Genomic DNA, 26999 nt, shown 5'->3' on the forward strand with positions numbered 1-26999 from the left:
CCGGCGCCCTACAGCTGCTTCATCCGGCCGAACCAGGTCGGCAGAGCCAGGCAGAGGTACCCCACCTCGGCCAGGGTCAGCAGTGTGAAGACCACCACGAAGGCCCCCTCGAAACCCCACAGCAGGAATGACAGGCACACGACGCCGTAGTCGGTCGGCAGACCCAGCAGGGACCTGGTCACCGAGGAGCCGCCCATCTCGACGGCCTGTGCGACGCCTTGGCGGGCTCGCAGCAGGTCATTGAGGATCATCGCGAAGAACTGGACGGTGGTGGCGGTGGCCATCACCATCGGCACCAGCAGCCAGATCATCGAGGGCAGCGCGACGAAGCGGTACCAGCCGATCACCACCGCCAGCGGCAGGGCGACATTCTTGAAGGAGTCGATGACGTGGTCGAGCCACTCCCCGGCCGGCGACCCGCCGCCGCGCAACCTCGCCACCTGACCGTCGGCGGAGTCGAAGGCGTAGCCGAGGGCCAGCAGCAGCCACGCCACCACACCGAGCCAGACCGAGGCCGGCACCACCGCGAGGGCCGCGATGGCTGCGATGCTCAGTGCCGCGCTGATCGCGGTGACCTGGTTGGGGGTGAGTCCGATGGTGTGGGCCCAGGCGGCCAGGATGCGGCCGACCGGGCGGTTGACGTACAGCGAGTAGGCCGGAGCTCCGCGCCCGCGGCCCTTCTGCGCGGCCGCCAGCTGACGGTAGGAATCCATGTAACTCAGGGCACTCACCCCCTCATCAGGGGCTCTGTCATCCGCTGAGCCCATCGTGGCACGGTCATTGGGAGTGGGCAGGACAGTATCAGCTGGCGCTGCTCGGGGCGGCCAGTCGCACGGTTTCGGTGGCTGGACCTGAAACTCCCGAGCATCCCAGCACCCCCTCGATCACCCCAGAACCCCCTCGATCACCCCAGAACCTCGGTGACGCCGGCGATCATCAGTCCTTGAGCGCCATGATCCAGGGCCACCTGGCGCTGTGCACGCTGACTGAGCACGTGGGCGACCAACGGCCGGCCGGTCGCCGAGAGGTCCCTCCACTGCTGGGCGGGGGCGTCCCAGTCCAGCCCGAACATCGTCCAGGGCTTCTGGGTCCTGGCGAGCAGCTGCGGGTCCTCGTCGAGATCGGAGCTGAAGTAGAACCCCCAGCTCTGGATCCGGTGCGCCCCGGAGAGCTGGGCCCAGGCGGTGTTCTGGGCCATGCTCTTGGCCACGAAGACCTCCTTGGGCTGGCGCACGTGACGGGCCATCAGGGCCAGCAGCTCCGGGTACAGCTCCGGTTCTGCCGCCTTGGGATCGATCCACAGTGCGTGGGAGGACTTGTAGCTCTCGATGAACTCGTCCAACCTCCAGTAGGGACGGTTCGGCTGGTCCGGGTACCGGGCGGGCGGCGAGATGGTGTGCTGCTGGACCTCCCTCCAGGTGTGCTCGGCGATGACGAATCCGTTGGTCCCCGAGGACCTGTCGAGGGTGCGGTCGTGGCACCCGAACCAGACGCCGTCCGAGGTCCGGCCGACCGACATCTCGAGGGCATCGACCCCCGTCCGGACGGCCTGCTGGTAGGCGTACTGGGAACCCTCCGGCCAGTCGGCCGAACCTCCACGGTGGGCCACCGTGAATGGCCTGGCCGAGCGCATCCTGGCGACCGGTGACAGCCGTGCAGATGCCGCCGGTTGCGGTGAGGAGTGCCGAGCGGAGGTCTCCGGGGGCTGCGGCGACTGTCCCCCGTCGGCCTCGCGTGAGCCCACGACGGTGCGGGCAGCGGCCCCTGCCGCGGCCAGCACGGCGAGCGATCCCGCACCGATCAGCAGCGCCCGCCGGGGGAGATGGCCCCGCTGGTCCTCAGCCATCTGTGGGCCGCCATCACGATGCGGCCCGGGAGCGCCGGGACGCCGTTGTCGGTGCCTTGACGGCGGCATCCAGGGCCGCTCCTGCCTGGCGGCCGAGTCGGCACTGATTGAGGACCAGTCCCAGCACCGTGTTCCCGGCACTGTCGAGTGAGGACAGCGCCTCGAGAAGGGTGCCGCGTCGGGTCCGGTCGGCATTGACGACCACGACTGTGCCGTCGGCCAGCGGAGCGAGCAGGTCAGCGTCGGCGACTCCCAGTGTCGACGGGGTGTCGAGGATCACCAGGTGATAACGCGGGGTGAGCGCTGCGAGCAGCGTCCTCATCGACTCCGAGGTGAGCAGCTCGGCCGGATCAGTGGCGATGCCGCCGGCGGGCAGGATGTCGAGGCCACTCGCGTCGTCGTGGCGTATCGCACCCTCGAGGCCGGCCCTGCCGTTGAGGACCCCGATCAGCCCCTCCGACTCCGCCAGTCCGAGCCCGGACGCCAGCTGGGGGCGACGGAGGTTGGCGTCGATGAGGAGCACCCGGCGGCCGAGCCCGGCGGCGGTCAGCGCCAGGTTGGCTGCCACGGTGGTCTTCCCGTCGCCGCTGCCCGGAGAGGTGACCAGAAGGCGGAAGTGATCCTGATCGGTGGCCGGTCGTTGTGCCGTCTGGTGGATCAGGGCTGCGTGAATCCGGCGGAACTGCTCAGCTGCCAGGCAGCCCGGATCGGAGGTGGCGGTCTGCTCGGTGATGCTCTTGACCCTGGGCACGGTGCCGAGAATCGGACGGTCGACGACTGACCTCAGCTGCTCGGGGTCGGTCATTCTGGTGTCGAAGATCGCACCGAGCAGCACCACAGCGATGCCGATGATCAGGCCTGCGAAGGCACCGAGCATCCCATTGAGGGATTTGTCGGGAGAGGACTGGAAGCGCGGTGGCACCGCCGTGTCGACAAGGGTCGCCTCGATACTGGGGGAGTTCTTGGCCTCCGAGCTGGAGGAGACGGTACCGACGACCTTGGTGAGGTTCCTGGCGATGGCATTGGCCAGGTCTGCTGCACGGGTGGGCGAACTCGACTCGACATCTATCTGAAGCACCAGGGTCTTGAGCGGAACGGTCACCACGATGGCGTCCGACAGATCCTTGACCGTCATGTCGAGGCGCAATTCGTCGATCACCGGCTGGAGCACCGCCGAGGAGGTCGTGATCTGGGCGAAGGTCTGCATCTGGTCCTGGGCGAACATGCTGCCATTGGCCAGATCGGCGGCCGTCGAACCGCCGTTGACCGAGAAGGCCAGAGTCGAGGTGGAGCGGTAGGTGGGAGCCAGCAGAGCCGATGCACCGTAGCTGCCGAGACCTCCGATCACCATGAGAATGAGGACCAGCGACCAGCGCCGGCGCAGGGCGTGCCGGATCCTGGCGAGGGTCCAGCTCGAGGGATCGGGTGTCATGTGAGCGATCCTCCTGTCGGCGGCGGACAGCTGATGGAGCGGGCTGGCAGCTGCCACCATTGCCCATCCATGAACGGAGCCTACTGTAGGGCCCTCACTGCCGCGGGAGTGAGGAGTTCCGGGTCAAAGTACGCGCCGATCCCTGCCCCACCGGAATTGCTCCGGTGTCGTCGTCGAAAGATGCTCGCAAAGCCGCGTCCGCCGGTGTGTCGCGTGACCTGGCGAAGCGGCTCCATGCCACCGACAGCCCAATCATGAACCAGAAGAACATCCCGAACTGAGTGATGAGGGCGACGGTGAACAGTGAGGGAATCACGGCGACCACGGAGATCGTCGCAGGATTGACCCTGTTCCTCATGAAGACCGGAGTTCCAGCGAGGATGAGAACCACGCAGACAATGACCAGCGCGACCCATCCGAGTCGCAGGCCGGTGAGCAGGATGGCATTGTCCGTCGAGCTGGCGAAGTTCCCGAGATAGTGACCGGCGACGGTCACTCCCTCGAAGCTGCGGGCCGAGCCGAAGAGACGGACGAACCTGAACAGCGAGAACAGGTCGCCACGGTAGGTGGCGCTGGTGGCAGCCTCCCCGTCGTCCTCCGCGAAGATCGTGCTCACGAATGGGGCCATCGCGACCGCGGCGGCACATCCCAGGATCACCACTGCGATGCGGGTCATCCGGCTGATCGCGGGCAACAGGGCCACCGACAGGACGACCGCCAGGACCAGAGCGATCATCCCGATCCTGCTCAGTGTCACCACGGTGCCGGTGGCGATCAGCAGTAATCCCAGGATGCGGAGCACCGGTTTCCAGGGGGCACTGAGAATGAAGGGGGAGGACATCGCCAGCGCGGCCCCCAGGGAGATCGAGTGTCCCCATGCCCCCTCCGCCCGTAGATCGCCTCCGCGCATCTGGAGGGATCCCCAGGTGGAGTACAGCGAGTTCGAGCTCCGCATCAGCATGAAGAAGTTGGTGTCGGTCATGGACTCGATCACCGCGAGCGCGGCGGCGACCATGGCACAGATCGCCAGACAGCCGCAGATGTATCGAGGATCCACCACGGACAGGATCAGCCTGCCCCATATGTAGAACAGCAGCCATTCGGTGACGATGGGGATGGCATTGCTGATCCCGACCAGCCCCAGACCGAATTCGAAGAACACGACAACGAGGAGCATCACCATGAAGGCGTCGGCAATGCAGGGCTGGATGTATCTGCCGAGGGCGGCGACCGCGAGCAGCGTCACCACCGTGATCGCCGAGAAGAAGAGGTGCGAGCCGACGAACTGGCCGATCCACACCGGCACGAAGAACAGCACCACCGACCAGATCGTGAAGGTGGTCCTCGGCATGGCCCGCATGGCTGCAGCGATCACGAAAAGAGCGCACAGGGCGACAACCCCCAGTCCGACAGTCGCTGCGGTACTCACGCGTCCTTCCTCCTCCGGTGGCGTGAACCCTACCGCCGGTCATGGTCCTCGGCGGCCGATGTGGTGGGCCTCGGATCGGTGGGTCCGGGGCTGCCCTTCTGCCGGGTGACCATGAGGCGAAGGAAGCCGACGAGAGAGCGGGCGTCTCGGCGGTAGACCGGCAGCACCAGGAAGATGCAGCCTGCAGCGAGACCGGCCGCCGAGCCCGCCAGGAGCAGCAGCCAGAGATTGGCGTCGAGCTGGTGACTGGTGGCCCAGGACGCCGCGGTGATGGTGCAGGTGAGGATGAGCACCCGAGCGCCTCCGAGCCACAGGGCCCGAACCGGGATCGGGGTGATCCGGCTCAACCAGATCCAGGAGAGCGTCCAGGTGAGCAGGGGCCCCGCGAGGACGCCGGCCGCCACCCCGTTCACGCCGAGGAATGAGCCGGCGACGACGCATGCCACGCGGATCACCAGGGCGACCATCGAGTACCGGAAGAGCTGATGGGCCAGGCCCCGGCTGACATAGACCCAGTAGCCGACGAAGGCCAAGGACGTCATCATCGAGGAGCCGCAGAAGAATCTCAGCAGCGGTGTGGCAGCCAGCCACTGGTCGCCGAGCGCGATCCGGACCACCGGATCGGCCAGTCCGGCCACCAGGGCCAGGGGGATGCCCAGGCCGAAGCCGAGGGCGAGCTGGCCCGAGATGACGAAGGAGTCGAACCTCCTGAGGTCCGCCTGGACCCGCGACATGACCGGGATCGCCACGCTCGACAGGGGCGAGCGGATCTGGTTGAAGGAGGAGGAGATGAGCTGATAGGCGCGGTTGTACAGCCCCAGGGCGGTGGTACCGAAGCGGGCGCCCACCAGCACGGTGTCCACCTGGTTGCCGGCGTAGCTGGCCAGGCTGGACGCCACCATGTTCCATCCGAACCTCATGAAGTGGCCCACCGGATGCCTGCGTGAGTACCACCGGGGCAGCCATCTGCCGGCGAGGGCCGCTCCGACCAGCAGAGTCAGACTGTTGACGATCTGCTGGATCACCAGAGCCCAGTATCCGGCTCCCATCAGCGCGCTCACGATGGCCGAACCGAGCGCGAGGACAGCTGCGACGATGTCGATGACGGCCATCGCGCGGAACCTCAGTGCCCGCATCAACTGCGCTCGGTACTGCGTCGTCACTCCATTGATGAGGAGGACGACCGACAGCACCTGGACGATCCCGATGAGATCCGGCTCGTGCATCAGAAGGTGCACCGGCCAGGCGGAGCAGAACATCAGGACAGCAAGGATGACGCCGATCCCCACGTTGATCCAGAACAGATTGTCCCGCTGCCCGTCGGACAACTCCGGCGCCTGGACCGATGCCGAGGTCAGCCCGAAATCGCGGAAGATCTCCCCGATGCCGATGATCACCAGCACGATGGCGATCAGGCCGTAGTCGTGGGGGGTCAGCAGCCTGGACAGGATGACCACCGACAGCAGCTGCAGCACCATCTTGGCGGCCTGGGCGCCCAGGGTCATCATCGCTCCGCGTGCGGCGGAGTGGCCTAGCGAAGGGGTCATCCCCCGCCTCCCGTGACTGTGGCTGGCTGGTCCATGCGGGGACGGCGTCGGCCTGGTCGAGTCATCGTGATCCTCCCTCTGCTCGACAGCTCGTGCCGGCGGCCGCCCTCCAGGGTTGTCGCAGACTCTGCCACGCAGGTCGGTCATGGCGGGGCTGTTCGGCGCTGTTGGTGGGGGAGGGCTCCCTGTCGCGGACCGATCCGGGGCGGCGTCTCATAAACTAATCCTGAGTAGAACCTGAAAAAATCAGATGTTAGTGTGACGCCACAGCGGAGGTCCTGGGGGGCCTCATCCACCTGACCCGGAGGAAAAGTGAGATATCACCACCACCATGTGACGCTGCCAGTGGCGTTACTCGCCGGCCTGGCGGCCACTGCGATCGGTATCGGATCGATCGCACCGCAGATGGCCTCGGCATCGTCGACCACACTCGCTCTCGACACCATGACCCGGACCACATCGACTGGCTGGGGATCCGCGACGACCGGAGGCGCGTACAGCACCTCGGTGGCCAAGACCACCAGCGTCAGGAACGGTTGGGCCAAGCTGGTGAGCCCGGCCCCGGGGGGAACCGGGACGATGACCCTGAACAAGGTGACCTCGCAGAACGCGGTCAGCAGGATCGACGTGTCACTTCCCGCACTGCCTGCCAAGGGCAGCACGGTGTACATCAGCAACTTCATCCGGGGGCAGTTCACCACCTCCTACTCGGTGATGATGGTGGTCCACTCCGACGGCACCAGCCTGCTGGTGCTGGACCGCAGGATCGCCAACCAGGAGACCAAGTTCAGCACGGTCACCGGTCCCAGGATCCAGCCGGGCCATCCGGTCTCCCTGGAGATATCGGCGGTGGGAACCAGCTCGGTGCGGTTGGGCGCGAAGGCCTGGCCGGCCGGCACGGCCGGACCGGCGAAGTGGGCCGCGATGGCCACTGACTCGACCTCCAGCAGGATCGTGAAGGCCGGGCCGATCGGCATCGCGGTGTACGCCTCCCGAACAGGCAAGGTCACCCCGGTCACCTTCGACAACCTCTTCGCGACCACCAGCAGCACCCCGGCGGCCAACCCGGTCACCCCTGCTCCCACGCCGACAGCCCCGTCCAGCACCGCCAAGCCGTCGACCACTGCCAAGCCGAGCAGCACTGCGACGCAGACGACCACCACTGCCACGCCGAGCAGCACTGCGACGCAGACGACCACCACTGCCAAGCCGACCTCCCCGGCCGCTGACCCGGGCAACGGCATCAGCTACCCGGGCAAGCGGTTCAACGCCGGTTCGGCGGAGCCCGGAAGCACCTCCTATCCCATCCCCGCCGGGGCGATCTTCGTGGCCACCAACGGCTCCGACTCCAATCCCGGAACCGTGGCGAAGCCCTTCAGGACCATCTCGGCGGCCACCAAGGCGGCCAAGGACCATGGCACGGTCGTGGTCCGCGGCGGCGTCTACCACGAGGACGTGCTGGTCTTTCCCCACAACGGACTGACGGTGCAGGCCTACCCGAAGGAGGCCGTCTGGCTCGACGGATCCGAACAGGTCACCGGTTGGACGAAGTCCGGTTCGACCTGGGTGCGCAGTGGCTGGACCACCTTCTTCGACTCCAGCCCGACATTCACCAAGGGAGCTGCCGACGGCCAGGCCCCCTACTGGCAGTTCGTCAACCCGTCCCATCCGATGGCCGCCCATCCCGATCAGATCTGGATCAACGGCGCCGCCCTCACCCAGGTGGCCTCCCGCAGCGCGGTCGTCGCCGGGACCTTCTACGTGGATCAGTCGGCCAAGCAGCTGGTCATCGGCAGCGACCCGACCAGCAAGCGGGTTGATGTGAGCACCCTGTCCGAGGCCATGTCCGTACGCTCGACCAACGGGACCATCCGGGGGATCGGGGTGCGGCGGTACGCCACCAGCGTGCCGATGATGGGCTCGGTGTCGACCTACTACACCGGCGTGACCTTCGAGAACATGGTGATCGCCGACAATGCCACCACCGGCCTGATGGTCGGTGCCGCCAACGGCACGGTGCGCAATGTCACGGTGCGCAACAACGGTCTTGAGGGGATGGGGGCCAACCGGGCGGACGGCCTGACCGTCACCTCGCTGCTGTCTGTGGGAAACAATTCCCAGCAGTTCAACTCGGCTCCGGTCTCGGGTGCGATGAAGATCACCACCTCGCGCAATGTCTCGGTCACCGGGAGCTCCTTCATCAACAGCTACACCCAGGGTCCGTGGTTCGACCTGAGCTGCACGAATGTGACCTTCTCGGGAAATGACATGGTCGGCAATGCCGGACGGGGAGTGACCTTCGAGCTCGCCGATCACGTCACGGCCGTCAACAACCTCGCGGTCAACAACAGTGAGGGAGGCATGTTCGTGCTCGACACCAGCAATGCGACCATCTGGAACAACACCTTCGCCGGGAACAACGGTGGAACTCTTGACATCACTCGCGATGACCGTGGCAGTGCAGGCAATATCTCGTTGGGCAACAATGTGCTGTCCCAGTCGAGCGGGCCGTTCATCCTTCGAGGTGCGGACTGGACCCACGCCCTGACCTCGAGCCAGATCGTGACCCAGAGCGACGGGAACCTGTTCCACAAGCCATCGGCCACCACCCCGCCGACCGGCGTCTGGTACCCCGATGGGAAGACCTACACGACCTACCCGACACTGGCCGCCTTCCAGAAGGCCTCCGGACGAGAGACGCACTCCCAGGAGGTCCTCGGCACCTCGCCGCTGGCAGCCAACTTCGCGTTGACCCCTGCTGCGGCCTCCCGGGCCGCGCAGGCTCTGCCGGTGCCGGCCGCGGTGGCGGCAGCCACCACCGGCCTGACCGCCGGCCAGCATCAGTTGGGGGCCGTCATCCGCTGAGCAGCCTCGACAGAGAAGAAGGGCCGGTGGCCGGTCGGATCAGTCCGACCGGCCACCGGCCATCTCTGCGCCCCGTGCGTGCCTCGTCCGACTGTCCCGGTCAGTCCGGGACGACAGCCCGGAACTGATCGAAGGCGTAGTCGCCGGGAGTTGTTGCCGAGGCGGACCGCCGGGCCGAGACTCCTACCGTCCCCTCGCCCTGGAGGCCGGCGGCCGTGTCGGTCGAGGTGAGCTGCCAGCTCGTCGGTTCTGCCCCGGTGGCCTTCCAGATCTTCACCTGGATGGTAGTGGTTCCCGATCCGGTGACCTGGGCCTTCATCATCAGGGTCTGACCCGAGGACCAGGTGAGTCCCGGCACCGCGGAGCTGCTCAGCACCGTGGCACCGCGCTGGGTGACCAGCCACACGGTGCCATCGGGCCGCAGCCAGGCGAGCATCTGGTAGTTGTCACCATTGGCCTGTTGGCGAGCGAAGAACCCGACATAGGAGGGTCCCGAGGCCGGGTCATTCAGCGGAGTGATCCGGGTCTGGAGGAGGACGTCGCGGGTGGGCACCCCGGCGACGGCCTGGAATCGGGTGTTGTTGGCCGGCATGGTCAGCTTGCCGGTGCCATCGGAGACGCTCGCGGCGGTGGAGCTGCCGAGCAGGGTCGTCCACGCGCCACCCGTGTCGGCGGTGCCCCATCCATTGGTCACGGTGCGGGAGAAATCGTCGGAGGCCAGCACTCCGCCAGGATCGGGTTCAGGATCCGGTTCGGGCTCCGGTTCAGGATCTGGCGCCGGTGCGGTGACGGTGACCGACCTGGTGGTGGAATTGGTGAGCCCGTTGGAGTCGGTGACGGTGAGTTTGACTGTGAAGGTGCCGGCCCTGGTGTAGGTGTGGCTGGCGGTCCTCCCGGTGCTGTTGGCGGTGGAGTCTCCCCACTCCCAGGTGTACGAGGAGATGGTGGCGGTCCCGGCAGCCGTGGAGCCGGCGGCGTCGACGGTCACCTTGAGGTCGTCGGTGCTGGAGGTGAAGCCGGCGGTCGGCGCCGTCGGTTGCGGTGCGGGGCTGCTCAGGCTCCTCACCCGGTAGGCGTCGAAGGACGCCGTGGCGGACGAGCTCGCCGAACCCGAGCGGTAGAAGTACAGGCTCGAGTAGCCGGCTCTCTGGAGGGCGGCGGTGGAGTCCGTCGAGGTGACCTGCCAGTTCGAGGGCTCGGCGGATCCGTTCTTCCAGATCCTGGCTGTGATCGTGGTGGGGCTGGTTCCGGTGACCCTCGTCCTGAGGTTGAACACATCGCCGGCGGTCCAGCTGAGACCACTGACCGGAACGGCGTCGAGGACCGTGTTGGTCTGCTGGGTGACCAGCCAGACGGTGCCATCGCTTCGCATCCAGACCCGCACGGTGTAGTCGCTGCTGGAGGACTGTCGGGAGGCGATGCCGACGTAGGAGTTGCCCTGCGAGGGGGCGGTGCTCAGAGCGAACTGCACCGACGACTCGCTGTCCTGGACCGACAGACCGGTCAGCGCCATGTTGCGGGTGTCTCCTGGTGTCAGCGTGATCCTGCCGGTCGAACCGTCCACCGATCCGGCGGATGCCGATCCGTGGACAGCCGACCAAGTGCCACCGACATCGGCAGCCCCCCATCCCGAGGCGACAGTACGGCCGAAGTCGTCGGAGGCGGCGTAGGTCGCGGAACTGACGGTGGTCTGACGGGTCGTGGTGGCGGACTTCCCAAGACTGTCGGTGACCGTGAGGGTGACGGTGTAGGTGCCCGCAGAGCCGTAGGTGTGGGTGGCGGTTCGGCCTGATCCGGCGGCCGTTCCGTCACCCCAGTTCCACGAGTAGCTGAGGGTGGCGCCGTCGGAGGCGCTGGATGCGCTGGCATCGACGGCGACATCCAATCCGTTCGGGACTGTGGTGAATGAGGCGGTGGGCGCGGAGTGCGTCGTCGTCACCGTGCCGGTCCTGGTGGCCTGGCCGCCGTCATTGTCGGTGACCGTCAGGGTGATGGTGTGGCTGCCCTCGGTGGTGTACGAGTGGGAGGCCGTCATGCCGGTGCCCTTGGGGGTGCCGTCTCCCCAGTCCCAGGAGTACTCGGTGATCGAGCCATCCGGATCGGTGGACGAGGTGCCGTCGACCAAGACGCTCATCCCGTTCATCGTGCTGGTGAAGTTGGCGCTCGGAAGCTGGTTCGCGGCCGTCACCGTGATCGGGTGGGTGACCCGGCTGGTCAGCCCGGAGTCATCGGTCACCGTGAGGGTCACCTGATAGGTACCGGGAGCCGAGTAACTGTGGGTGGTCGTCCGGCCGGAGCCGGCCGCGCTGCTGTCGCCGAAGTCCCACGAGTAGGAGGAGATCTGCCGACCGTTGGCGGCGCTGGACGCCGAGGCGTCGAAGGACGCCTGGAGGTCGGTCCTGCTGGAGCTGAAGGAGGCCGTCGGCGGGGTCTGTCCCTTGCCGACGTTGTAGTGAGTGCTGATCTGTGCGGCGCTCAGGGTTGACGGGTAGATCGCCACGTCGTCGATGGCTCCGTTGAAGTAGGCGGAGCTGGGCTGGCTGGTCCAGCCGCTGATGTTGTCCCCGCCGATCCGCCAGTAGCCGGTGTAGCTCTGGGCGGAGGTGACGGCCGGATTCGAGGCCACCAGGGCGCCGTCGATGTAGAGCTTCATGCCGTCGCTGCCGAGGGTGGAGACGACGTGGTGCCAGTTGCCGTCGTTGTAGGACTGCGGGCTGGTGATCGTCTGCACCGAGCCGGGGTAGACGCCGAAGATGACGCGCCCGTTGTTGGCCATGTAGATGTGGCGGTCATAGTTGCTGGAGGTGCCGGTCTGCCGGTCCCCGTAGCCGAGGATCTTGCCGCCCTGGGTGCTGGTGGTTCTGAACCATGCCTCCTGGGACAGTCCGGCGGGTGCATTGGCCGTCGAGGTGCTCGAGACGATGCCCTGGGAGCCGCCGTTGAAGGCCGAGGCCGAGGAGCCCTGCTCGGAGACCCCGCCGGGAGTCACCGTGGTGACCCCGGAACCGTAGACCGGGTTGTTGGTGCCGGCCCAGTCGACCGTCGATCCGCCCAGCCGGTAGAACAGCGAGGGGTCGTCGTTGAGCACCGCGCTGCCGTAGGCCGAGGTGGTGCCTGCGGTGGCTGTGACGGTGGTAGGCGAACTGATGCGTGAGTTGCCGTCGGAGTCGGTGGCGGTGATGGTGTAGGTGTAGCTGGTTCCCGGCGTCAGCCCGGTGTCGGTGAGGGCCACGGTGGGTTGGTTCCACCAGGTGGAGGCCACCGTTTTGGTGGCCACCGGTGTCGAGGAGCCCTGTCTGCGCAGGGTGTAGGTGAGGTTGAGGTCGTCGCGGTCCCAGTTCGCCGGGATGCTGACCCGGGCGGTGCCCGGATTGACGGAGATGGCCTGGGGGACCCAATCGGCGGTCTGCACCCTGGGAGCCTGTTTCGCGCCCCCGGGCGGGTTGGTGGAGAACCTGGTGAGGCCTTGCACCAGTCCGTTGTTGACACTGCCGAACTCCCCGGCGATGGAGACGTATCCGGCGGTGCCGGTGATCGACAGGCCGGCCTGGCCCAGACCCGAGGTGGTGCCGACCAGGAAGTCGGGGAACCAGTTGTAGGCCGAGGGTGCCGGGGTGCCGCTCCAGTCCTTGTAGATCGATCCGACGCTCGGGGAGCGGGTCAGGGTGCCGTTGGCCGCGGTGGTGTAGGACTCCACGTACCGGTAGGTGCGTTCGGTCTGCTCGGGCCACAGGTTGACGGTGTCGCACTGGTGGGTGTGGGAGGTGGTGTAGACCACCGAGCCGCTGGAGTAGATGCCGTAGTGATCGCCGTGGCAGTCGGAGACCCACCGGATCTTGCCGGAGCCGGCGTCAGCGGCGAAGGCGCCCTCAAGGTTGCCGACGGTGACGCTGGAGAACACCCAGCCTGTGCCGTAGACGCCGCTGGAGTCCGTGTTGAGGGCGAAGATGCCGGCCTTACCGGCGTCAGCGCCGGAGTTCCAGCCGTTCTGGACGGTCTGGGGAGCCTGCCAGGAGGTGTTCAGCGCACCGGACGTCGGGTCCAGGTTGGCCAGGCCGCGGGAGATCTGGCTGTTGACGGAGTAGAACCGGCCGCCGGCCACCACCTGCCCGGTCTGCGGCTCCATCACCATCGCGTCCACCTGGAGATCGGTGGTGGGGGCCCAGGGCAGCAGCGCACCGTTGCCCGGGGCGAAGGCGGCCAGGTTCTTGCGGGCGGTGCCATTGCCCTGGGTGAACAGGCCGCCTACGTAGACGGCACCGGATGTGGCCGCAATCGCATAGACCCCCGAGCCGCCCACCGAGGGGGCGAAACCGGAGACCAGCTGACCGGTGCTGGCGTCCAGGGCTGCGAAGTTGTAGCGGGTCTGGCCGTTGACCGAGTTGAAGGAGCCGCCGATGTAGATCCGGCTGCCATCGGGGGAGGCGGCCACCGCCTTCACCACGCCGCTCACGGTCGGGGCGAATGAGGTGATGAGGTTCCCATTGGTGATGTTGTAGGCCAGCACATTCTGGCGCGGCGTCAGATTGGTGTCCTTGGCAGCCCCGGCCGGCCGGACATTGTTGAACTGGCCGACGGCGTAGACGGTGGTCCCGATGGTGGTCTGGGCCCAGACGTAGCCGTCGTTGATCTGGACGGTCGGCAGGTTGTCGGCGGTGACGTGATCGGATCCGCGCTGCAGCACCGGGGGCGGCGCCGGCAGCGGGTCATCGGCTCGCGCGGTGGGCGCGACGGCGAGGTTCCCGAGAACCAGAAGTGCCATCGAGGTGATGATGGCGATCCAACGTCGGAGGAGACCGGAACGGTCCCAGGATCCGGTCGGCATGATCAGGCCGTCCTTCCTGTGAAGATGGCGATCGGCTCGCCCGCCGCGTAGTTGACACTGATGGTGACCGGCCGGGCCTTGGCCGGGTTGAGCATGAAGACATAGGAACCACTGGTCGTGGAGCCGGGAGCGACGCTGCCCTGGAGGGGGCTGGGCTTTCCGGCGGTGGTGCCGATTCCGTAGCCGTCCTTGTCGGCGGCCAGTGACACCACGGCGGAGGAGACGTCGATGGCCTTCTTGGACCTGTTGTCGACCCTGACGGTGACTCGGACCGCCGGGCCGCTGACCTCACCGGGGGTCGCGGCGGTGACGCTGGTCGCCTGGACCGAGACCAGGGAGACGGTGACGTCGGTGGTGAAACTCACCGGATTGTCGAGGGCGGCCTTCCTGGTGGGAACCGGTGGCGGGGCCGTCGGGCCGTTGGCCGCCCTCCTGGCGGGGGGCTTCCAGGTGCCGGTGGGGGAGGGCAGCGGCGCTGAGCTGCTCGCAGATGGCGACCCCGGGGCGGAGGCCGCCGGGGTGGAGCGGCCCGGTGTCGGGGCCCCGGCGCTGGTCGACGCGCTCGCGGCAGAGGACGCCGCCGGGCCGGCCTGGGCCGGGCTCGACAGCGACGGGCTCGAGGCGGAGGGTGCCCCAGGGGCCGGCTCGGCCCTGGGCCCGGACGAGGAGCAGGCGGTCAACGCGATGGCACAGGTGCCGGCCAGCGCGGCGAGTGTGGCGGCGCGGGCATCTCCTCCGGTCAGCAGCATGGCGGTAACTGTATAGACGAAAGTTTCAGTGTGGACAGCGTCATTATTGGCCATTTGTCCAGTCCTGAGAGAAGCCAATGACAACTATCAGCTCATGTGGACAGGTGTCACTTGTTCTGGCAAGCCGCAGGCTATTTGGGGGTTCCGGTCTGACCATTTCTCGGCACTGATCTCATGCGGACAGCGAAATTTCCGCCATCCTCGGCGCCCTCCGGAAACACCCCCGGAGGGCCGGTACGGGCATCTCGTGTCCTGGGCTCGATGGGAGTCGGCGGTGACCGTCGCGGATCGGCACTAAAATCAGTCCAGACATGTCTGTCGATCCTGCCGGCTCCACAGGGGGCCCCTCCCGTCCTGGCCCACGCCCCGGCTCGGGCGATTCACGAGCCGGTGATCCCCGCGGGTCCGATGTTGGCTCCGGTAGCTCCGCCGCACGGCTCCAGCAGACAGCCTGGCAGGCTGCTCTTCCGGCGATCTCCTTCCTGCTGTTCACCTCGATGCTGCGCTCCCCGATCACTGCGATCCCGCCGCTGCTGGGCCGGATGGGCGCGGATCTGGGCATGACCCCCAGCGCGATGGGTGCGCTCAGCTCGGTCCCGGTGCTGTGTTTCGGGGTGCTGACGCCGTTCGCCTCGGCCGTGCTGCGGCGCCTCCAGATCAACTCGGCGGCGCTGTGGACCCTGGCGATCATCGTCGCCGGAGCGGTGATCCGCTCGCTGGGCAGTGTCCCGGCGGCCTTCGCCGGTACCGCGGTGATCGCTGCCGGGATGACGATGGGAAACCTCATCGCCCCGATGGTGATCGCCCGCAACTTCCGGGGAAGGACGGCGCTGATGACCGGCGCCTACTCCGCCTCGGTCAACGTCGCGGTGACACTGTCGACCGCGCTGGCCGCCCCGCTGGCGCTGGTGATCGGGTGGCAGGGCTCGGCGATGGCCTGGGCCATCGTCCCCGGGGTGGCCGCCGGCATCGTGTGGTGGCGGGTCTTCCCACCGGAGCGCCGGGCCGGCCAGGATCACCCCGGCCAGTTGGCCGGCGCCGCACTGGACACTTCGGCGGTCTCGGACGGCGGGATCGTGCCCGTGGGGCACCGGGCCGCTGCCGCGCCGGTCGAACCCGTCCGATCGGGCAGGATCCTGGCCTGGCCGTTGGCCTGGATCCTGGCGACCGCCTTCGCCGCCCACACCTTCGCCTACTACTCGATGGTCGCCTGGCTGCCTACCGCACTGCGCGAGGTCGCCCATATGGGGGAGTCCGGAGCGGGCATCGCCTCCAGCGTCTTCCAGATCACCGCCGTCTTCGGACCGCTGATGCTGCCGGTCATGATGAACCGGCTCGGCTGGCCGATGCTGCGTGTGATGTGCATCATCTGCGGGTGCTGGCTGGTGCTGCCGTTCGGGATGCTGGTGGCCCCGGGGCTCTGGTTCATCTGGTGCTTCTTCGGCGGGATGGCTCAGGGATCCTTCTTCAGCGCGCTGTTCACCATCGTCATCGGGCGCACCCGCACCGCCGACGAGAACCGACGGCTGTCGGCTCTGGTCCAGACCGTCGGCTACATCGTCGCCGCCACCGGCCCCGTCCTGGTCGGCGTGTTCCGCGAGTCCCACCCGGGGTGGACGCCGTTGTTCGGCCTGGTCGGGCTCGGCACGGTGGTGATGACGGTGTGTGCGATCATCGGGGTCCGCGACACCTCGAGGCCACCCCAGCCGGTGAGCAAATAGGGTTGGGTCCATGACCTCCCGTTCCACACGTCGACTCACCAGCCCGATCCCCGCCCGGGACTGGCAGCACCACATCCCCGGCCTGCTCACCCGCGACATCCGGGTCATCGCCCCGCTGGACCATTCCAATGACGCCGATCCGCGCACCATCGAGGTCTACGCGCGGGTGGTCGCCACCCCCGACGGCACCCGCCGGCCGTATCTGGTCTTCCTGCAGGGCGGACCCGGCTGCGAGTCGCCACGACCGACCCTGTCGGATCCAGGATTCCCGGGCTGGCTGGCCCGTGCCCTGAAGGACTACCAGCTGGTGCTGCTGGACCAGCGCGGCACCGGGCTGTCCTCCCCGGTCTCCGAGCCGGTGGGTTCGGCCGCCGACCAGGCGGAGTACCTCAGCCACCTTCGCGCCGACGAGATCGTCGAGGACTGCGAGGACATCCGGCGTCTGCTCGGCGTCGACCAGTGGGCGGCGCTGGGGCAGTCCTTCGGCGGCTTCACCCTGCTGCGCTACCTGTCGGTGCACGCCGAGTCGCTGAGCGCCGGCTACTTCACCGGCGGGCTGTCTGCGGTGGGACGCCATGCCGACGAGGTCTACGCCGCCACCTACGCGACGATGGCCGCCAAGTCGGAGCAGTACTACCGACGGTTCCCCGCTGACCGGGAGGCGATGTCCGAGCTGCTGGAGTTGGCGCAGGCCGGTGGTGTGCACACCCCCAACGGCGACCTCGTCTCGGCCGGCCGGGTGCGATCCCTGGGTCATCTGCTGGGGGCCTCCGGCGGCGCCGAGAAGCTGCACTACCTGTTGGAGCGGGAACCCACCTCCCGCGGGTTCCGCTACGACCTGGCGGAGATGCTGCCCTTCGGGGGGCGCAATGCGCTCTACGCGGTGGTCCACGAGTCCTCCTACGCCGACGGTTGCACCACGGCCTGGTCGGCCTCGCGGATGCTGCCGGAGTCCTTCCGGGCGGATCCGACCCTGCTGACCGGCGAGCACCTGATGCCTGAGTGGTTCGAGGAGGACTCCTCGCTGCGGGCCTGGAAGGACACCGCCGAGATCGTCGCCGAGCACCCCTGGCCCACCCTCTATGACGCCGACGCGCTGCGCACCGTGCAGGTGCCCTGTGCCGCCGCGGTCTACTTCAATGACGCCTACGTGCCGCTGGAGTTCTCGATGGAGACCGCAGCATTGATCCCCACCATGCATCCCTGGGTGACCAGCCAGTACGAGCACAATGGGTCCAATGCCTCGGGGGGCGGGGTGCTGGACCGGCTCATCGGGTTGGCACGGGGGGAGCTCGCGAGATGACCCGCGGGGCCGGCGACCACCGGAGGAGGCGGCCATGATCAGTAGTCAGCAGGAGCTGGAGGACGCCCTGGCGGCCGGTTCCCAGGTGCTGGAGGTGGATTCGCCCGCTGCCGCCGAGCTGCAGCTGCCACGCGGTGCCGGGTCGATGTTCAACAGCATCACGGTCCATCTGCGCGGCAGCTCACGGATGGCGATCAGTGACGCGATGGTGATGGCCCACGACGAGTCGACGGTGATCAGCGGCCCCGACGGGGTGGTGACCGCCGACGGTTCGGCGACCGTGCTGGGTTCGGGGGTGGTCAATGCCTCCGGCCGGGCCCATGTGGTGGCCGGCGGATCGGCGTCGGTGACGGCCTGGGGGCATGCCCAGCTGGAGCTGTCGGGGGCGGCTTCCGCGCGGGTCAGCGGCGAGGCGAGCGTGCTGGCAGGTGAGGACTCCCGGGTGTGGGCCGGCGGGCTCTCGCAGGTCGAGTTGCGCCAGGATGCGATGTGTCTGGTGTCCGGGCTGGCCCCCGACGGCGGGGTGCGGATCGTCACCCCCGATGCCGTGGCCCCCGGCCAGGAGGGGCAGGTCTACCGTGCCGGCGGTGGAGTCTCCACGTTGGCCGACCCTGCCACCTGGTGCCAGATGTTCCACGTCGCCGTCGACAACGGCGTCGCCACGGTGTTCAAGGCGGTCGACACCTTCTGGACCACGGCCTGGGCGGTGCGTCAGGGGATCTTCTACCGTCCGGGCAGTCTGCCGGTGGCTCCCGATTGGGAGGACGCCGACACCGGGGGCGGGTTGCATTTCTCCCCGACGCCGTTCCAGGCCCGCCAGGTGGTGCGCAGTTGCACCCATGTGGTGGCCTGCGGGGTGCGGATCGACGAGATGCGGCCGCTCACCGACGAGGTGTGCAAGGCGCCCAGGGTGGTGCGGGCCTGCGAGAAGGTCGACGAGTGAGGTGGGCCGGCGAGTCCGTGCAGGGGACGCCGGCCGCTGACGGACCGGCGACCGGCCATCACGCCCACACCGCCGTCACTTCTTCGGATGCCACCTGTCGTCGTCCCCCTTGGTGTACTTGTCCTTGACGGCGGCCCACGCGACCTTGTGCGCGGCCTGCTCCCGCGACTCGTCGCCCTGCCGATCTTTGGGGCTGCGGTACTGCTGGAAGGCGCTGTTGAAGGCCTCCTTGTAGATGTCCTGGGCATGCTTGGGCAGAACCTTCTGCACCGCCTCGGGGAGCTCATCGATGCTGTCGTAGGGCATGTTGTGTCTCCTTTGTTGAGAATCCTCGCCGCGCGGTTGCCGGGCATCCTTGCGGGGGCTCGAGGGCGTCTTTCCTTGATGCGGCCGAGTTGCTGGGTACCGTGAGTCGAAACTCAGGCAGGAGGTCAGCTATGACGCATCACAGCTATCTTGCAACGACCCGGAGCATTTCCGGAGGTCCCGCCGCCGCAGCTCCACCAGCACCTGAACCCACCGTTCCGGATCCGACCGTGGTGCCCGATCCAGGGGTGCCGCCCACGCCGTCACCCGGTCCCGGTCCGGCGCATCCGCCGGAGCCCCCGGGCCCCCAGCCGCCGACCGAGCCGCCGGCCCCTCCCGAACCGGTGCACCCGCCGGCCCCCGAGCCGAGCCCGGCGCCGCCAGGACCGCCCATCCCCCCGGTGCCACCGGCCCCTCCCATCCCGTTGTGACGCCGCCACCGACCTGACCGGCCAGTGCATTCACCGCGGGGTATGGGCGTCGTCATCCCCGTCCGCGTGATCCGCGGATCTGCGCAGTTCCCGTGCCTGCTCGATGTGCTGGTCGTGCTTGCGGGCCTGTTTGTCACTGGCGCGGGTGTCGCGGGGCGGCAGCTGGAGAACCGATTCCGCGGCCATGCCGGCCTGCAGCTCACGGGCCCGTTCGAGTTCCGAGTCGATCTCGGCGCCGAGCAGCAGGATGGCGTTGACGATGTAGAGCCACAGCAGCAGGACGATGACCCCGGCCAGCGCGCCGTAGGTGGCGTTGTACTTCCCGAAATTCGACACGTAGAAGAAGAATCCGGCGGAGGCGGCCAGCGAGACGAGGATCGCGATCACGGCACCCACACTGACCCAACGGAATCTCGGCTGTCTGATGTTGGGAGTCGCGTAATAGAGCAGCGCGATGACGAGGACGATGATGAATGCCAGCACGAACCACTTGAGGATTCCCCAAGCGGTCATCACGGCCGAGCCGATTCCCAGCAGGCTGCCGATAGCCTCGGCCACCGGCCCGGAGATCACGAGGGTGATCAGTCCACCTGCGCCCAGCAGCAGGATGAGAGCCGTCAGGCCGTACATCTGCGCGTTGAACTTGATGGCGCCTCGTCCCTCGGGGACCTGGTAGATCTTGTTCATGGCCCGGCTGAACCCCTTGATGTAGCCGGACGCCGACCACAGCGCGACGGCCAGGCCCACGATCAGGCCGATCCCGGGGGCCGGGGCGGTCAGCACCGCGTCGAGCGCCGGCCTCACCGTGTCCCAGGTCGAGGAGGGCACCGCGCCTTTGAGCTGGTCCAGCAGACTGGTGAGGGCCTGACCGCTCTGTCCGAACAGGCTGAGGATCGACACCAGTGCGATGAGCCCCGGGAACATCGACATGACCGTCCGATAGGTCAGTCCGGCGGCCAGATCGGTGCACGAGTCGGCGGTGAACTGGCCGACCGCCGATCGTGCCACGAAACGCCATGACGGCGGCTTGATCTGAGTGGGTGACTTGGGCTTTCTGGCGTCATCGGGATCGGGAGCATCTGTACCGGCCGTGCGACCGCGGTCGGGGGAGCGACGACTCATGGCGTCACCGTTTCCTTTCGGGTCGTGGTGCCGGCGTGTGCTCGATCCGTCAATGACGGCTGGGCGCAGGTGTCCCGCCCGGCTCTGGCCGTCGGGCTCACTTGCCCGGCCACTCGCCTGTGGCCCGCTGGAACATCCTGGCCCCGCCACGATCCACCAGAGCCTTGACGCCTGCGTAGATCGCTCCCTGTACCGCGGCGGCGATCAGTACCTGTCCGAGCCCGAACTCGGACCTCAGTGCCTCCGGGGTGCCCTTGGACTGGGAGCGGGAGGCCCTCTTCCAGACCTGCTTGAACACCGCTCCGGCGAGGACGCCGCTGATGATGCTGCTCACCATGCCGACCGGACGGTAGAGGATCTTCGCCGACGTGTTGCTGTTCTTCTTCGCCATCATGGGACTCTCCTTAGATTTCCTGGACCACGGCTTCACCGACGGGCCGCTCGGATCGTCAGGATCAGCGTAACCGCCGCGGCGGATCCCACCAGCGCCAGCGCGATCCACCCGGAGGCGGTCGGCCTGCCGAACCGCGAGTCCTGGTCGCTCGGATGGGTGAAGGTCTCCTCCGACTGCTCGCGGAGGCGACGGGCACCGGCGTCGACCCGCTGCTTGGCCTCCTCGAAGCGGTGACGGGCCCTGCTCCTGACATCCAGCCTCTCCGCCAACGATTCCACGCTGTCGAGCAGTTGATCCCTGGAACGTCTGACCTGTTCCTCGGCCGCGCCCACGGAGGGATCGTCGCTGCGCCCGTCGCTGCTGCCGGCGTCTGGTCGATCCGCGAGCGGATCATGGGACTCAGGAGTTGTCATGGTGCGCGCCTTCCTTGATCTGCTCGACGTCCTGCTTGACGTTGTCGACTGCTCGCTGCGGGGCGACGGAGACCTGCTTGATCCTGTTGCGGCCGACAAGGACTGCGATCAGGGCCGCGAGGAACAGCACCGCGGTGACGATCCCCGCTGCAGCCCAGGCAGGTACGACCAGGGCGAGGAGGAGAATCAGGGTTGCGAGGAGGGCGGCGAACCCGAAGGCCGCCAGGAATCCCCCGGCGCTCATGAGGCCGGCGGCCTGGCCGCTCCGCTTCGCCGTCTCAGTCATCTCTGCCCGAGCGAGCTTGAACTCGCTGCGGATCAGATCTGTCAACTGGTCCGGGATCCTCACCAGAATCTCTGGGATCGATTCCTCGGAACTACTCATAAGTGGATCCGCCCCTCACGTCGTCCAGAGCTGCACGATTGATGCTCACTGTTGTCGACTATATGACGCGCTGTGCTGAACCGGTACCCCCTTAGGGGTGGGGTATCCGGTTGCCGGCTTGATTGGGTCGGCGACTGCGTCAGTCTGGGGTCCAGAGAATCGTCAGGAGTCGATGAGAGGAGCTGGGATCATGGAACTTGGAATTTCGGGCAGAACGGCGCTGCTGACCGGGGCCGATTCAGGTATCGGGTGGCACACCGCCAAGGAACTGCTCGGTGAGGGGGCCCGGGTAGTGCTCACCGACCAGGCGGAGGAGCCGCTGCACGCCGCCGCCCAGAAGCTCAATGCCCCGCCCGAGCGCTGCATCTGGCACCCCGCCGATATCACCAGCATCGAATCGCTGGAGGCGCTCCGCGGCTTCGTGGAGGACTCCTTCGGCGACATCGACATCCTGGTCCAGAGCGCCGGCATCACCGGAGCCCAGGGGCAGTTCCACGAGATCTCCGATCAGGGCTGGGTCGACACCCTCACCACAGATCTGCTGGGGCCGGTGCGCGTCCTCCAGCAGTTCCTTCCCGCACTGCGCCGGGGCGGATGGGGGCGCATCGTCCTGCTCGCCTCCGAGGACGCCGTCCAGCCCTACGATGACGAACTGCCCTACTGTGCGGCGAAGGCCGGGATCCTGGCGCTGGCCAAGGGGCTGTCGCGCAGCTACGCCCGCGAGGGCCTGCTGGTCAACGCCGTCTCCCCGGCTTTCATCCACACACCGATGACCGACGCCATGATGGAGCGCCGTGCCGCCCAGCTCGACGTGACACGCGATGAGGCCATCGACTCCTTCCTCGACGAGGAGCGGCCCTTCATGGAGCTCAAGCGGCGCGGCACCCCGGAGGAGGTCGCCGCCGTCATCGCGTTCCTGTGCTCGGACCGCGCCTCCTTCGTCAACGGATCGAACTACCGGGTGGACTCCGGATCGGTCGCCACCATCTGAGCCGGGGCGCCCACGATCCCGGAGGCCGGGGTCGGCCGGGGGAGGTGGAGCTGAGGACGGTCAGACCTCGCGGCCTCCTGCTGCCTGCGCAGCTGTGTCCAGGCGGCGGATCACTGGATGCTCCGGGCGATCTCCTGGCGATCGGTCGGGCGGCGGGCCAGCAGCGCCCGGGCGGCGTCCAGCCTGCCCTCGGCCTGCCACAGCAGGACGCCGACCGGCTCGCCGGCGCTGTTGAGGTAGATGGCCACCGGCTTCCCGTCCCCGGTCTGGGTCTCCAGCACATCCATGCTCGGGTCCAGGGTGCCGACGGCCTGCCAGCCCACCCCGAAAACCACCGAGTAGAAGTACGGCGTGTAGGTGTAGGGCTCGGGGTCTCCTGCCATCGAACGGCCCACGGCGTGCCCCATCTTGCGTGCGCTGTCGACGTGTTCCACCCTGGTGCGTCCCAGAATCGCATCCGGGTAGCAGGCGACATCCCCGGCAGCCCAGATGGAGGGGTCCGAGGTCCTCAGATGGGCGTCGACCACGACTCCGTCGTCGACCTTCAGATCGGCCGACTCGGCGAGTTCGGTGGCGGGCACGGTGCCCAGCCCGGCGATCACCGTGTCGGCGTCCAGGGTGCTGCCGTCGTTGAGGGTCACGACCGTCGTCCGGCCGTTCCTGGCGATGACCGAGGCCTGCCTGCCCGGCAGGATCTTGACCCCCGCGTCGGTGAACAGGCGCTGATAGCCGGCCGCGATGTCGGCGGGGAACATCGAGCCTCCGAGGGTCTGGCCGGGGAGGATCAGGGTCACCTCGCACTGCTGACCGATGAGCGCCGCGGCCAGTTCCGAGCCGATGTACCCGCCGCCCACGATGACGAACCGACGTCCGGGGGTCGCCAGATGGCGCACTCGGTGGTAGTCCCTAGCGCTGCGGAAGTAGATGACGGCGTCGTCCTCGGCGCGGTCGAGCTCCCGGGGGTGGACGCCAGTGGCCAGCAGCAGTCGCTGGTAGCCGACTGTCTGCCCGTCGGCGGTCCGTACCTGATGCTCCTCGCGGTCGATGGAGGTCACCTCGGTCTCCAGGTCAAGATCCGCCCCGGTCGCATCCTGGGTGCCCAGCGGTACCTGGTCCCAGCTGAAGCTCGGATCGGTCCACAGCTTCTTGGTGAGGGCGGGTCGGCTGTAGGGCGCATCCACGTCGGCGCTGAGAATGCCGATGGTGCCGCTGTCATCCAGCTCTCGGATGCCGCGTGCCGCGTCGTCGGAGACCATGCCGCCTCCGATGATCAGATACTTGTAGTTCTTCATATGTCCTCCTGAAATCGTCGTTGTCGATCCGGATAGTGCTGCTGGGGTGCGGGCCGACCGCCCCTGAGGTGCCAGCGTCTCGCCGAGCAGCCGGTTGGATCCCGGGAACGGGGAAAGACGTGGACGAGCGCCGGCTCGGTGGGCTGATCTGACAGGTATGACGGTGCGTTCCTGCCGAGATCGAGCAGCTTCTCCGTCGGCCGCCTCGGGCTCTCAAGGGGCGTCCAGATGGGTCTGGGGGCGGCCTCCTCGGCCCGCAGATTCCGCGCCTCCTGAGCGGCTGGCCAACACCTTCGGATGAGGGCGTTGATCGCACTCCTGCTCGACGCGTGGCCGAACGGCGCCGCTGGATCTGCGGTGCCCAGCCGCGATTCACGCTACTGCTATGCCTTGGGGACTCAAATCATTTCCGGTTCATTGTCTTGGTCCCGGTCCTGCGGTGACTCCTGGCTGGGTAGCCTCCAGGGAACCGATCCGAGCCCGATCCTCGGTCCGGCCGAGCATCGGCAACGACTGACAAGCACAGGGAGCCGTCATGGCCGAGAAATCGGATGCTGACACCGCAGACCACAGTGAGCCCTTGCTGGAGCAGGGGCCGAGATCCAGGACTGTCGAGATCGACGGGCACAGACTCAGACTCACTCATCTGGACAAGGTGATGTACCCGCAGACCGGAACCACCAAGCGCGACGTCATCAACTTCTACTGGCAGGTGGCGCCGCGGCTCATCGCGCACGCCCACGACAGACCCGTCACCCGCAAACGCTGGGTGAACGGCGTCGGCACCTCGGAGGAGCCGGGGGAGTCGTTCTTCCAGAAGAACACCGGCCGGGACACACCCGAATGGGTGCCCCGCGTCAGCATCGAGTATGTGCGCAAGACCAATGAGCATCCGCTGGTCAACGAGCCGGCCGTGCTCGTCTGGCTGGGGCAGACCGCGACCCTGGAGATCCACACCCCACAGTGGCGCGCCTACCGTACCGGCCGGCGGCACCGGCCCGACCGGCTGGTCCTGGACCTGGACCCGGGGGAGGGGGTCGGACTGGCCGGCTGCGCAGAGGTCGCACTCCAGGCCCGCGAGGCCCTCGCCGACCTGGGCCTGGACGCCGTCCCGGTCACCAGCGGCTCCAAGGGCATCCACATCTACGCCCCGCTCGACGGGTCGTGGACCTGGCGGAAGGCCAGCGACTCCGCGCATGAGCTCGCCCGCTCGCTGGAATCCGAACACGCCGACCGCGTGGTCGCCACCATGGGCCGGGCAGAGCGGGCCGGCAAGGTCTTCATCGACTGGAGCCAGAACAACACGAACAAGACGACGGTGGCGCCGTGGTCGTTGCGAGGCCGACTGCGCCCCACGGTGGCGGTCCCGCGGCGCTGGGAGGAGGTCGAGGACTCGCAGCTTCGCCAGCTGGACCACGTCGAGGCGCTGGAGCGCCTGAGCGAGCCCGATCCGCTGCAGGAGGTGATCGACCGGCTGAAGCGCGATTGAGAGGCCCCGGCACGGGCCGTGATCGGCTCAATGTCTCCCGTCACACCCGAGCTCGGCAGGAGCAGGGTCCGTTGTGCTGCGTGGTTCGGCATTGTGCCCACTGGACCGTGGGGGCCCTGAGTGGGCCAGACGACGTGCGGCTCGTGCCGGTGGTGCACCGTGGGACACGACCGTCCAGGAACTTCCGGGTCAACGAACCGGACCCCTCTTCCACCCCGACGCTGATCAACCGCGCACCCGCCGCATACGCTGATCGCCATGGATGAGGCACCGGCGCATCTTCACCTTCATCGTTCGACCGCGGGCCTTGATCACCGCGATTCCCGTAGCGGCGTCACAGAGTTCATCCCGGTTGCCTCAGCAGAGGATGTGGCACCGCTCATGCTGGCTGCCTATCGGGGAACCCCTGACGACGAGGGTGAGACCTTGGCTGACGCCGTCGCCATCCTCCGCTCGGCCATGGCCGGAGCATTCGGGCCATGGTTACCGGAGGCATCGTTCGTGGCGCGCGACCGGGGTGGTCGATCATCGGGTGCCATCGTCACCGCGCTGGAGGATGACGGCACCCCGTTCATCGTGTTCGTCTTCGTTGATCCTGACCGCGGTGGGCACGGCATCGCTTCACTGCTGATAAGCCGGTCGTGCCGCGCACTGTCGGATTCCGGACACCGGACGATCCGTTTGTGGGTGAACACTGCCAACGAGCGGGCGGTGAGCCTCTACCGGCATCTGGGGTTCGTCGAGGTTGTCGCAGACAGTCGTCACGGCTCCTCTGCCGTGGGGCCAGCCACTGCGGTCGGCAAGTGAGTTGAGGGTTGGTGAGATGGCCGGTGATCTGTGAGCGGGGTCGCCGTTGATGAGGTCCAGCACTTCGGTGAACTGGGTAGTGGGGTCGGCCTGTTGGTAGATGGTCTCCACGCTGCGGGTGGCAGGGGGAAGGTGGGCACTTGCTGGGTTCTGTGGTCAACATCGTCACGTGTTCGCGGGGGAACAGTCATGCATGCGGTGTAGCCGTACTCGATTGCGAGTTGGTTGTCCACGCCGGTGTCGGCGAGGCGGGGCAGGGGGTCGGTGGCAGCGACCGTGGTGAGCACCAGAACAGGGATACCTGTCCCCGCCACCGCGATGAGTTCCGCGATGGCCAGGGTAGTGCGGGCCGGCGAGAAGGACGATGAGTGGCTCTTCGCGATCCGGGGTGTAGCGGGGGGTTGAGTCTGGCTGGCGTGTCGGGGTGGGTGTGAGGGTCGGGGTCTTCCGATGATGGGAGTTCCTACGCTGCCCATCTGAAAGACCCCGACGTGTCCCACGCTACCTTTGCTGCCCCCGATCTGACCACGTTCGCCCGCCTGGATGACCTCGGCCTCGTGGTGGTGGGCCAGAGAGTCCTCCCGGATCGCTGCGAGGTGGCCTGCCGGGTGGTGGACGATGACCGGTGGTGTCGCGAGTGTGGGTGCGAAGGGATCCCCCGCGACACCGTGGTCCGTCGCCTCGCCCACGAGCCCTCGGGCTGGAGACC

At 67.6% G+C, this 26999-nt stretch carries 21 protein-coding genes and 1 pseudogene; 9 read left to right on the forward strand and 13 right to left on the reverse strand.

What is annotated here, in order from left to right:
- Positions 1-8: 8 nt before the first annotated feature.
- The 5 genes from G554_RS0105025 to G554_RS14805 form a co-directional block, all read right to left on the reverse strand.
- Positions 9-713, reverse strand: coding sequence for a CDP-alcohol phosphatidyltransferase family protein (locus tag G554_RS0105025; RefSeq protein ID WP_036924681.1), 705 nt, complete (start codon positions 711-713; stop codon positions 9-11).
- Positions 714-904: 191 nt separating this feature from the next.
- Positions 905-1846, reverse strand: coding sequence for a glycerophosphodiester phosphodiesterase (locus G554_RS0105030; RefSeq protein WP_027587050.1), 942 nt, complete (start codon positions 1844-1846; stop codon positions 905-907).
- A gap of 13 nt (positions 1847-1859) precedes the next feature.
- The gene (locus G554_RS14795; protein ID WP_161626464.1) at positions 1860-3278 is read right to left on the reverse strand and encodes a tyrosine-protein kinase domain-containing protein; all 1419 of its coding nucleotides are present in this window, start codon (positions 3276-3278) and stop codon (positions 1860-1862) included.
- Between the two features lie 94 nt (positions 3279-3372).
- Positions 3373-4707, reverse strand: a complete 1335-nt coding sequence (locus G554_RS14800) for an O-antigen ligase family protein (protein WP_051232470.1) — start codon at positions 4705-4707, stop codon at positions 3373-3375.
- 29 nt (positions 4708-4736) lie between these two features.
- A complete protein-coding gene (locus tag G554_RS14805) occupies positions 4737-6254 on the reverse strand; it encodes a lipopolysaccharide biosynthesis protein (protein WP_071162159.1) in 1518 nt (505 codons plus the stop codon).
- A 333-nt stretch (positions 6255-6587) separates the two neighbouring features.
- Between G554_RS14805 and G554_RS14820 the strand changes: the two genes are divergently transcribed.
- Positions 6588-9119, forward strand: a complete 2532-nt coding sequence (locus G554_RS14820) for a right-handed parallel beta-helix repeat-containing protein (RefSeq protein ID WP_154654180.1) — start codon at positions 6588-6590, stop codon at positions 9117-9119.
- 100 nt (positions 9120-9219) lie between these two features.
- Here G554_RS14820 and G554_RS0105055 read toward each other — a convergent pair whose 3' ends face one another.
- Both G554_RS0105055 and G554_RS17135 read right to left on the reverse strand, forming a co-directional pair.
- A complete protein-coding gene (locus G554_RS0105055) occupies positions 9220-13881 on the reverse strand; it encodes a PKD domain-containing protein (RefSeq protein ID WP_245569951.1) in 4662 nt (1553 codons plus the stop codon).
- Positions 13882-13946: 65 nt separating this feature from the next.
- Entirely contained in the window at positions 13947-14309 is a 363-nt protein-coding gene (locus G554_RS17135; protein WP_051232472.1) for a DUF4352 domain-containing protein, read from the reverse strand.
- On the opposite strand from G554_RS17135, the gene G554_RS17140 reads away from it, so the two are divergent.
- From G554_RS17140 to G554_RS14830, 4 genes are all read left to right on the forward strand, one after another.
- Entirely contained in the window at positions 14296-14709 is a 414-nt protein-coding gene (locus tag G554_RS17140; RefSeq protein WP_051232474.1) for a hypothetical protein, read from the forward strand. The two genes, G554_RS17135 and G554_RS17140, sit on opposite strands and share 14 nt — an antisense overlap.
- A 295-nt stretch (positions 14710-15004) precedes the next feature.
- Positions 15005-16414, forward strand: a complete 1410-nt coding sequence (locus tag G554_RS14825; RefSeq protein ID WP_084648324.1) for an MFS transporter — start codon at positions 15005-15007, stop codon at positions 16412-16414.
- A gap of 10 nt (positions 16415-16424) precedes the next feature.
- Positions 16425-17717 (forward strand): alpha/beta fold hydrolase, encoded by a 1293-nt coding sequence (locus G554_RS0105070; RefSeq protein ID WP_051232476.1) that lies wholly within the window; start codon positions 16425-16427, stop codon positions 17715-17717.
- 34 nt (positions 17718-17751) lie between these two features.
- Complete coding sequence (locus G554_RS14830; RefSeq protein ID WP_051232479.1) at positions 17752-18660, forward strand: hypothetical protein; 909 nt, start codon at positions 17752-17754, stop codon at positions 18658-18660.
- Positions 18661-18735: 75 nt separating this feature from the next.
- Here the strand turns inward: G554_RS14830 and chaB are convergent, their stop codons facing one another.
- The 5 genes from chaB to G554_RS0105100 all read right to left on the reverse strand — a co-directional run bounded on the left by chaB (position 18736) and on the right by G554_RS0105100 (position 21711).
- On the reverse strand, positions 18736-18966 hold the full coding sequence (gene chaB, locus G554_RS0105080) for a putative cation transport regulator ChaB (RefSeq protein ID WP_027587054.1): 231 nt from the start codon (positions 18964-18966) through the stop codon (positions 18736-18738).
- Between the two features lie 461 nt (positions 18967-19427).
- On the reverse strand, positions 19428-20519 hold the full coding sequence (locus tag G554_RS0105085; RefSeq protein ID WP_027587055.1) for a YihY/virulence factor BrkB family protein: 1092 nt from the start codon (positions 20517-20519) through the stop codon (positions 19428-19430).
- 97 nt (positions 20520-20616) lie between these two features.
- Positions 20617-20913, reverse strand: a complete 297-nt coding sequence (locus tag G554_RS0105090; protein WP_036924694.1) for a DUF4235 domain-containing protein — start codon at positions 20911-20913, stop codon at positions 20617-20619.
- Between the two features lie 32 nt (positions 20914-20945).
- The gene (locus tag G554_RS0105095; RefSeq protein ID WP_127843499.1) at positions 20946-21326 is read right to left on the reverse strand and encodes a DUF3618 domain-containing protein; all 381 of its coding nucleotides are present in this window, start codon (positions 21324-21326) and stop codon (positions 20946-20948) included.
- Positions 21313-21711, reverse strand: a complete 399-nt coding sequence (locus G554_RS0105100; protein ID WP_027587058.1) for a phage holin family protein — start codon at positions 21709-21711, stop codon at positions 21313-21315. The genes G554_RS0105095 and G554_RS0105100 overlap by 14 nt, the downstream gene beginning before the upstream one ends.
- A gap of 190 nt (positions 21712-21901) precedes the next feature.
- On the opposite strand from G554_RS0105100, the gene G554_RS0105105 reads away from it, so the two are divergent.
- Positions 21902-22702 carry an SDR family NAD(P)-dependent oxidoreductase gene (locus G554_RS0105105; protein ID WP_027587059.1) on the forward strand — a complete coding sequence of 267 codons (801 nt, stop codon included), beginning with the start codon at positions 21902-21904 and terminating at the stop codon, positions 22700-22702.
- 110 nt (positions 22703-22812) lie between these two features.
- Here G554_RS0105105 and G554_RS0105110 read toward each other — a convergent pair whose 3' ends face one another.
- The gene (locus tag G554_RS0105110; protein ID WP_027587060.1) at positions 22813-23994 is read right to left on the reverse strand and encodes an NAD(P)/FAD-dependent oxidoreductase; all 1182 of its coding nucleotides are present in this window, start codon (positions 23992-23994) and stop codon (positions 22813-22815) included.
- 535 nt (positions 23995-24529) lie between these two features.
- On the opposite strand from G554_RS0105110, the gene ligD reads away from it, so the two are divergent.
- The 3 genes and pseudogenes from ligD to G554_RS17145 all read left to right on the forward strand — a co-directional run.
- The gene (gene ligD, locus G554_RS0105115; RefSeq protein WP_027587061.1) at positions 24530-25483 is read left to right on the forward strand and encodes a non-homologous end-joining DNA ligase; all 954 of its coding nucleotides are present in this window, start codon (positions 24530-24532) and stop codon (positions 25481-25483) included.
- A gap of 258 nt (positions 25484-25741) precedes the next feature.
- Positions 25742-26290: a GNAT family N-acetyltransferase gene (locus G554_RS16680; RefSeq protein ID WP_084648325.1), complete on the forward strand. Its 549-nt coding sequence runs from the start codon at positions 25742-25744 to the stop codon at positions 26288-26290.
- 491 nt (positions 26291-26781) lie between these two features.
- Positions 26782-26999, forward strand: a pseudogene (locus G554_RS17145) (ISL3 family transposase); the annotation flags it as partial.

The sequence above is a fragment of the Acidipropionibacterium thoenii DSM 20276 genome, assembly GCF_000423445.1.
GTDB lineage: Bacteria > Actinomycetota > Actinomycetes > Propionibacteriales > Propionibacteriaceae > Acidipropionibacterium > Acidipropionibacterium thoenii.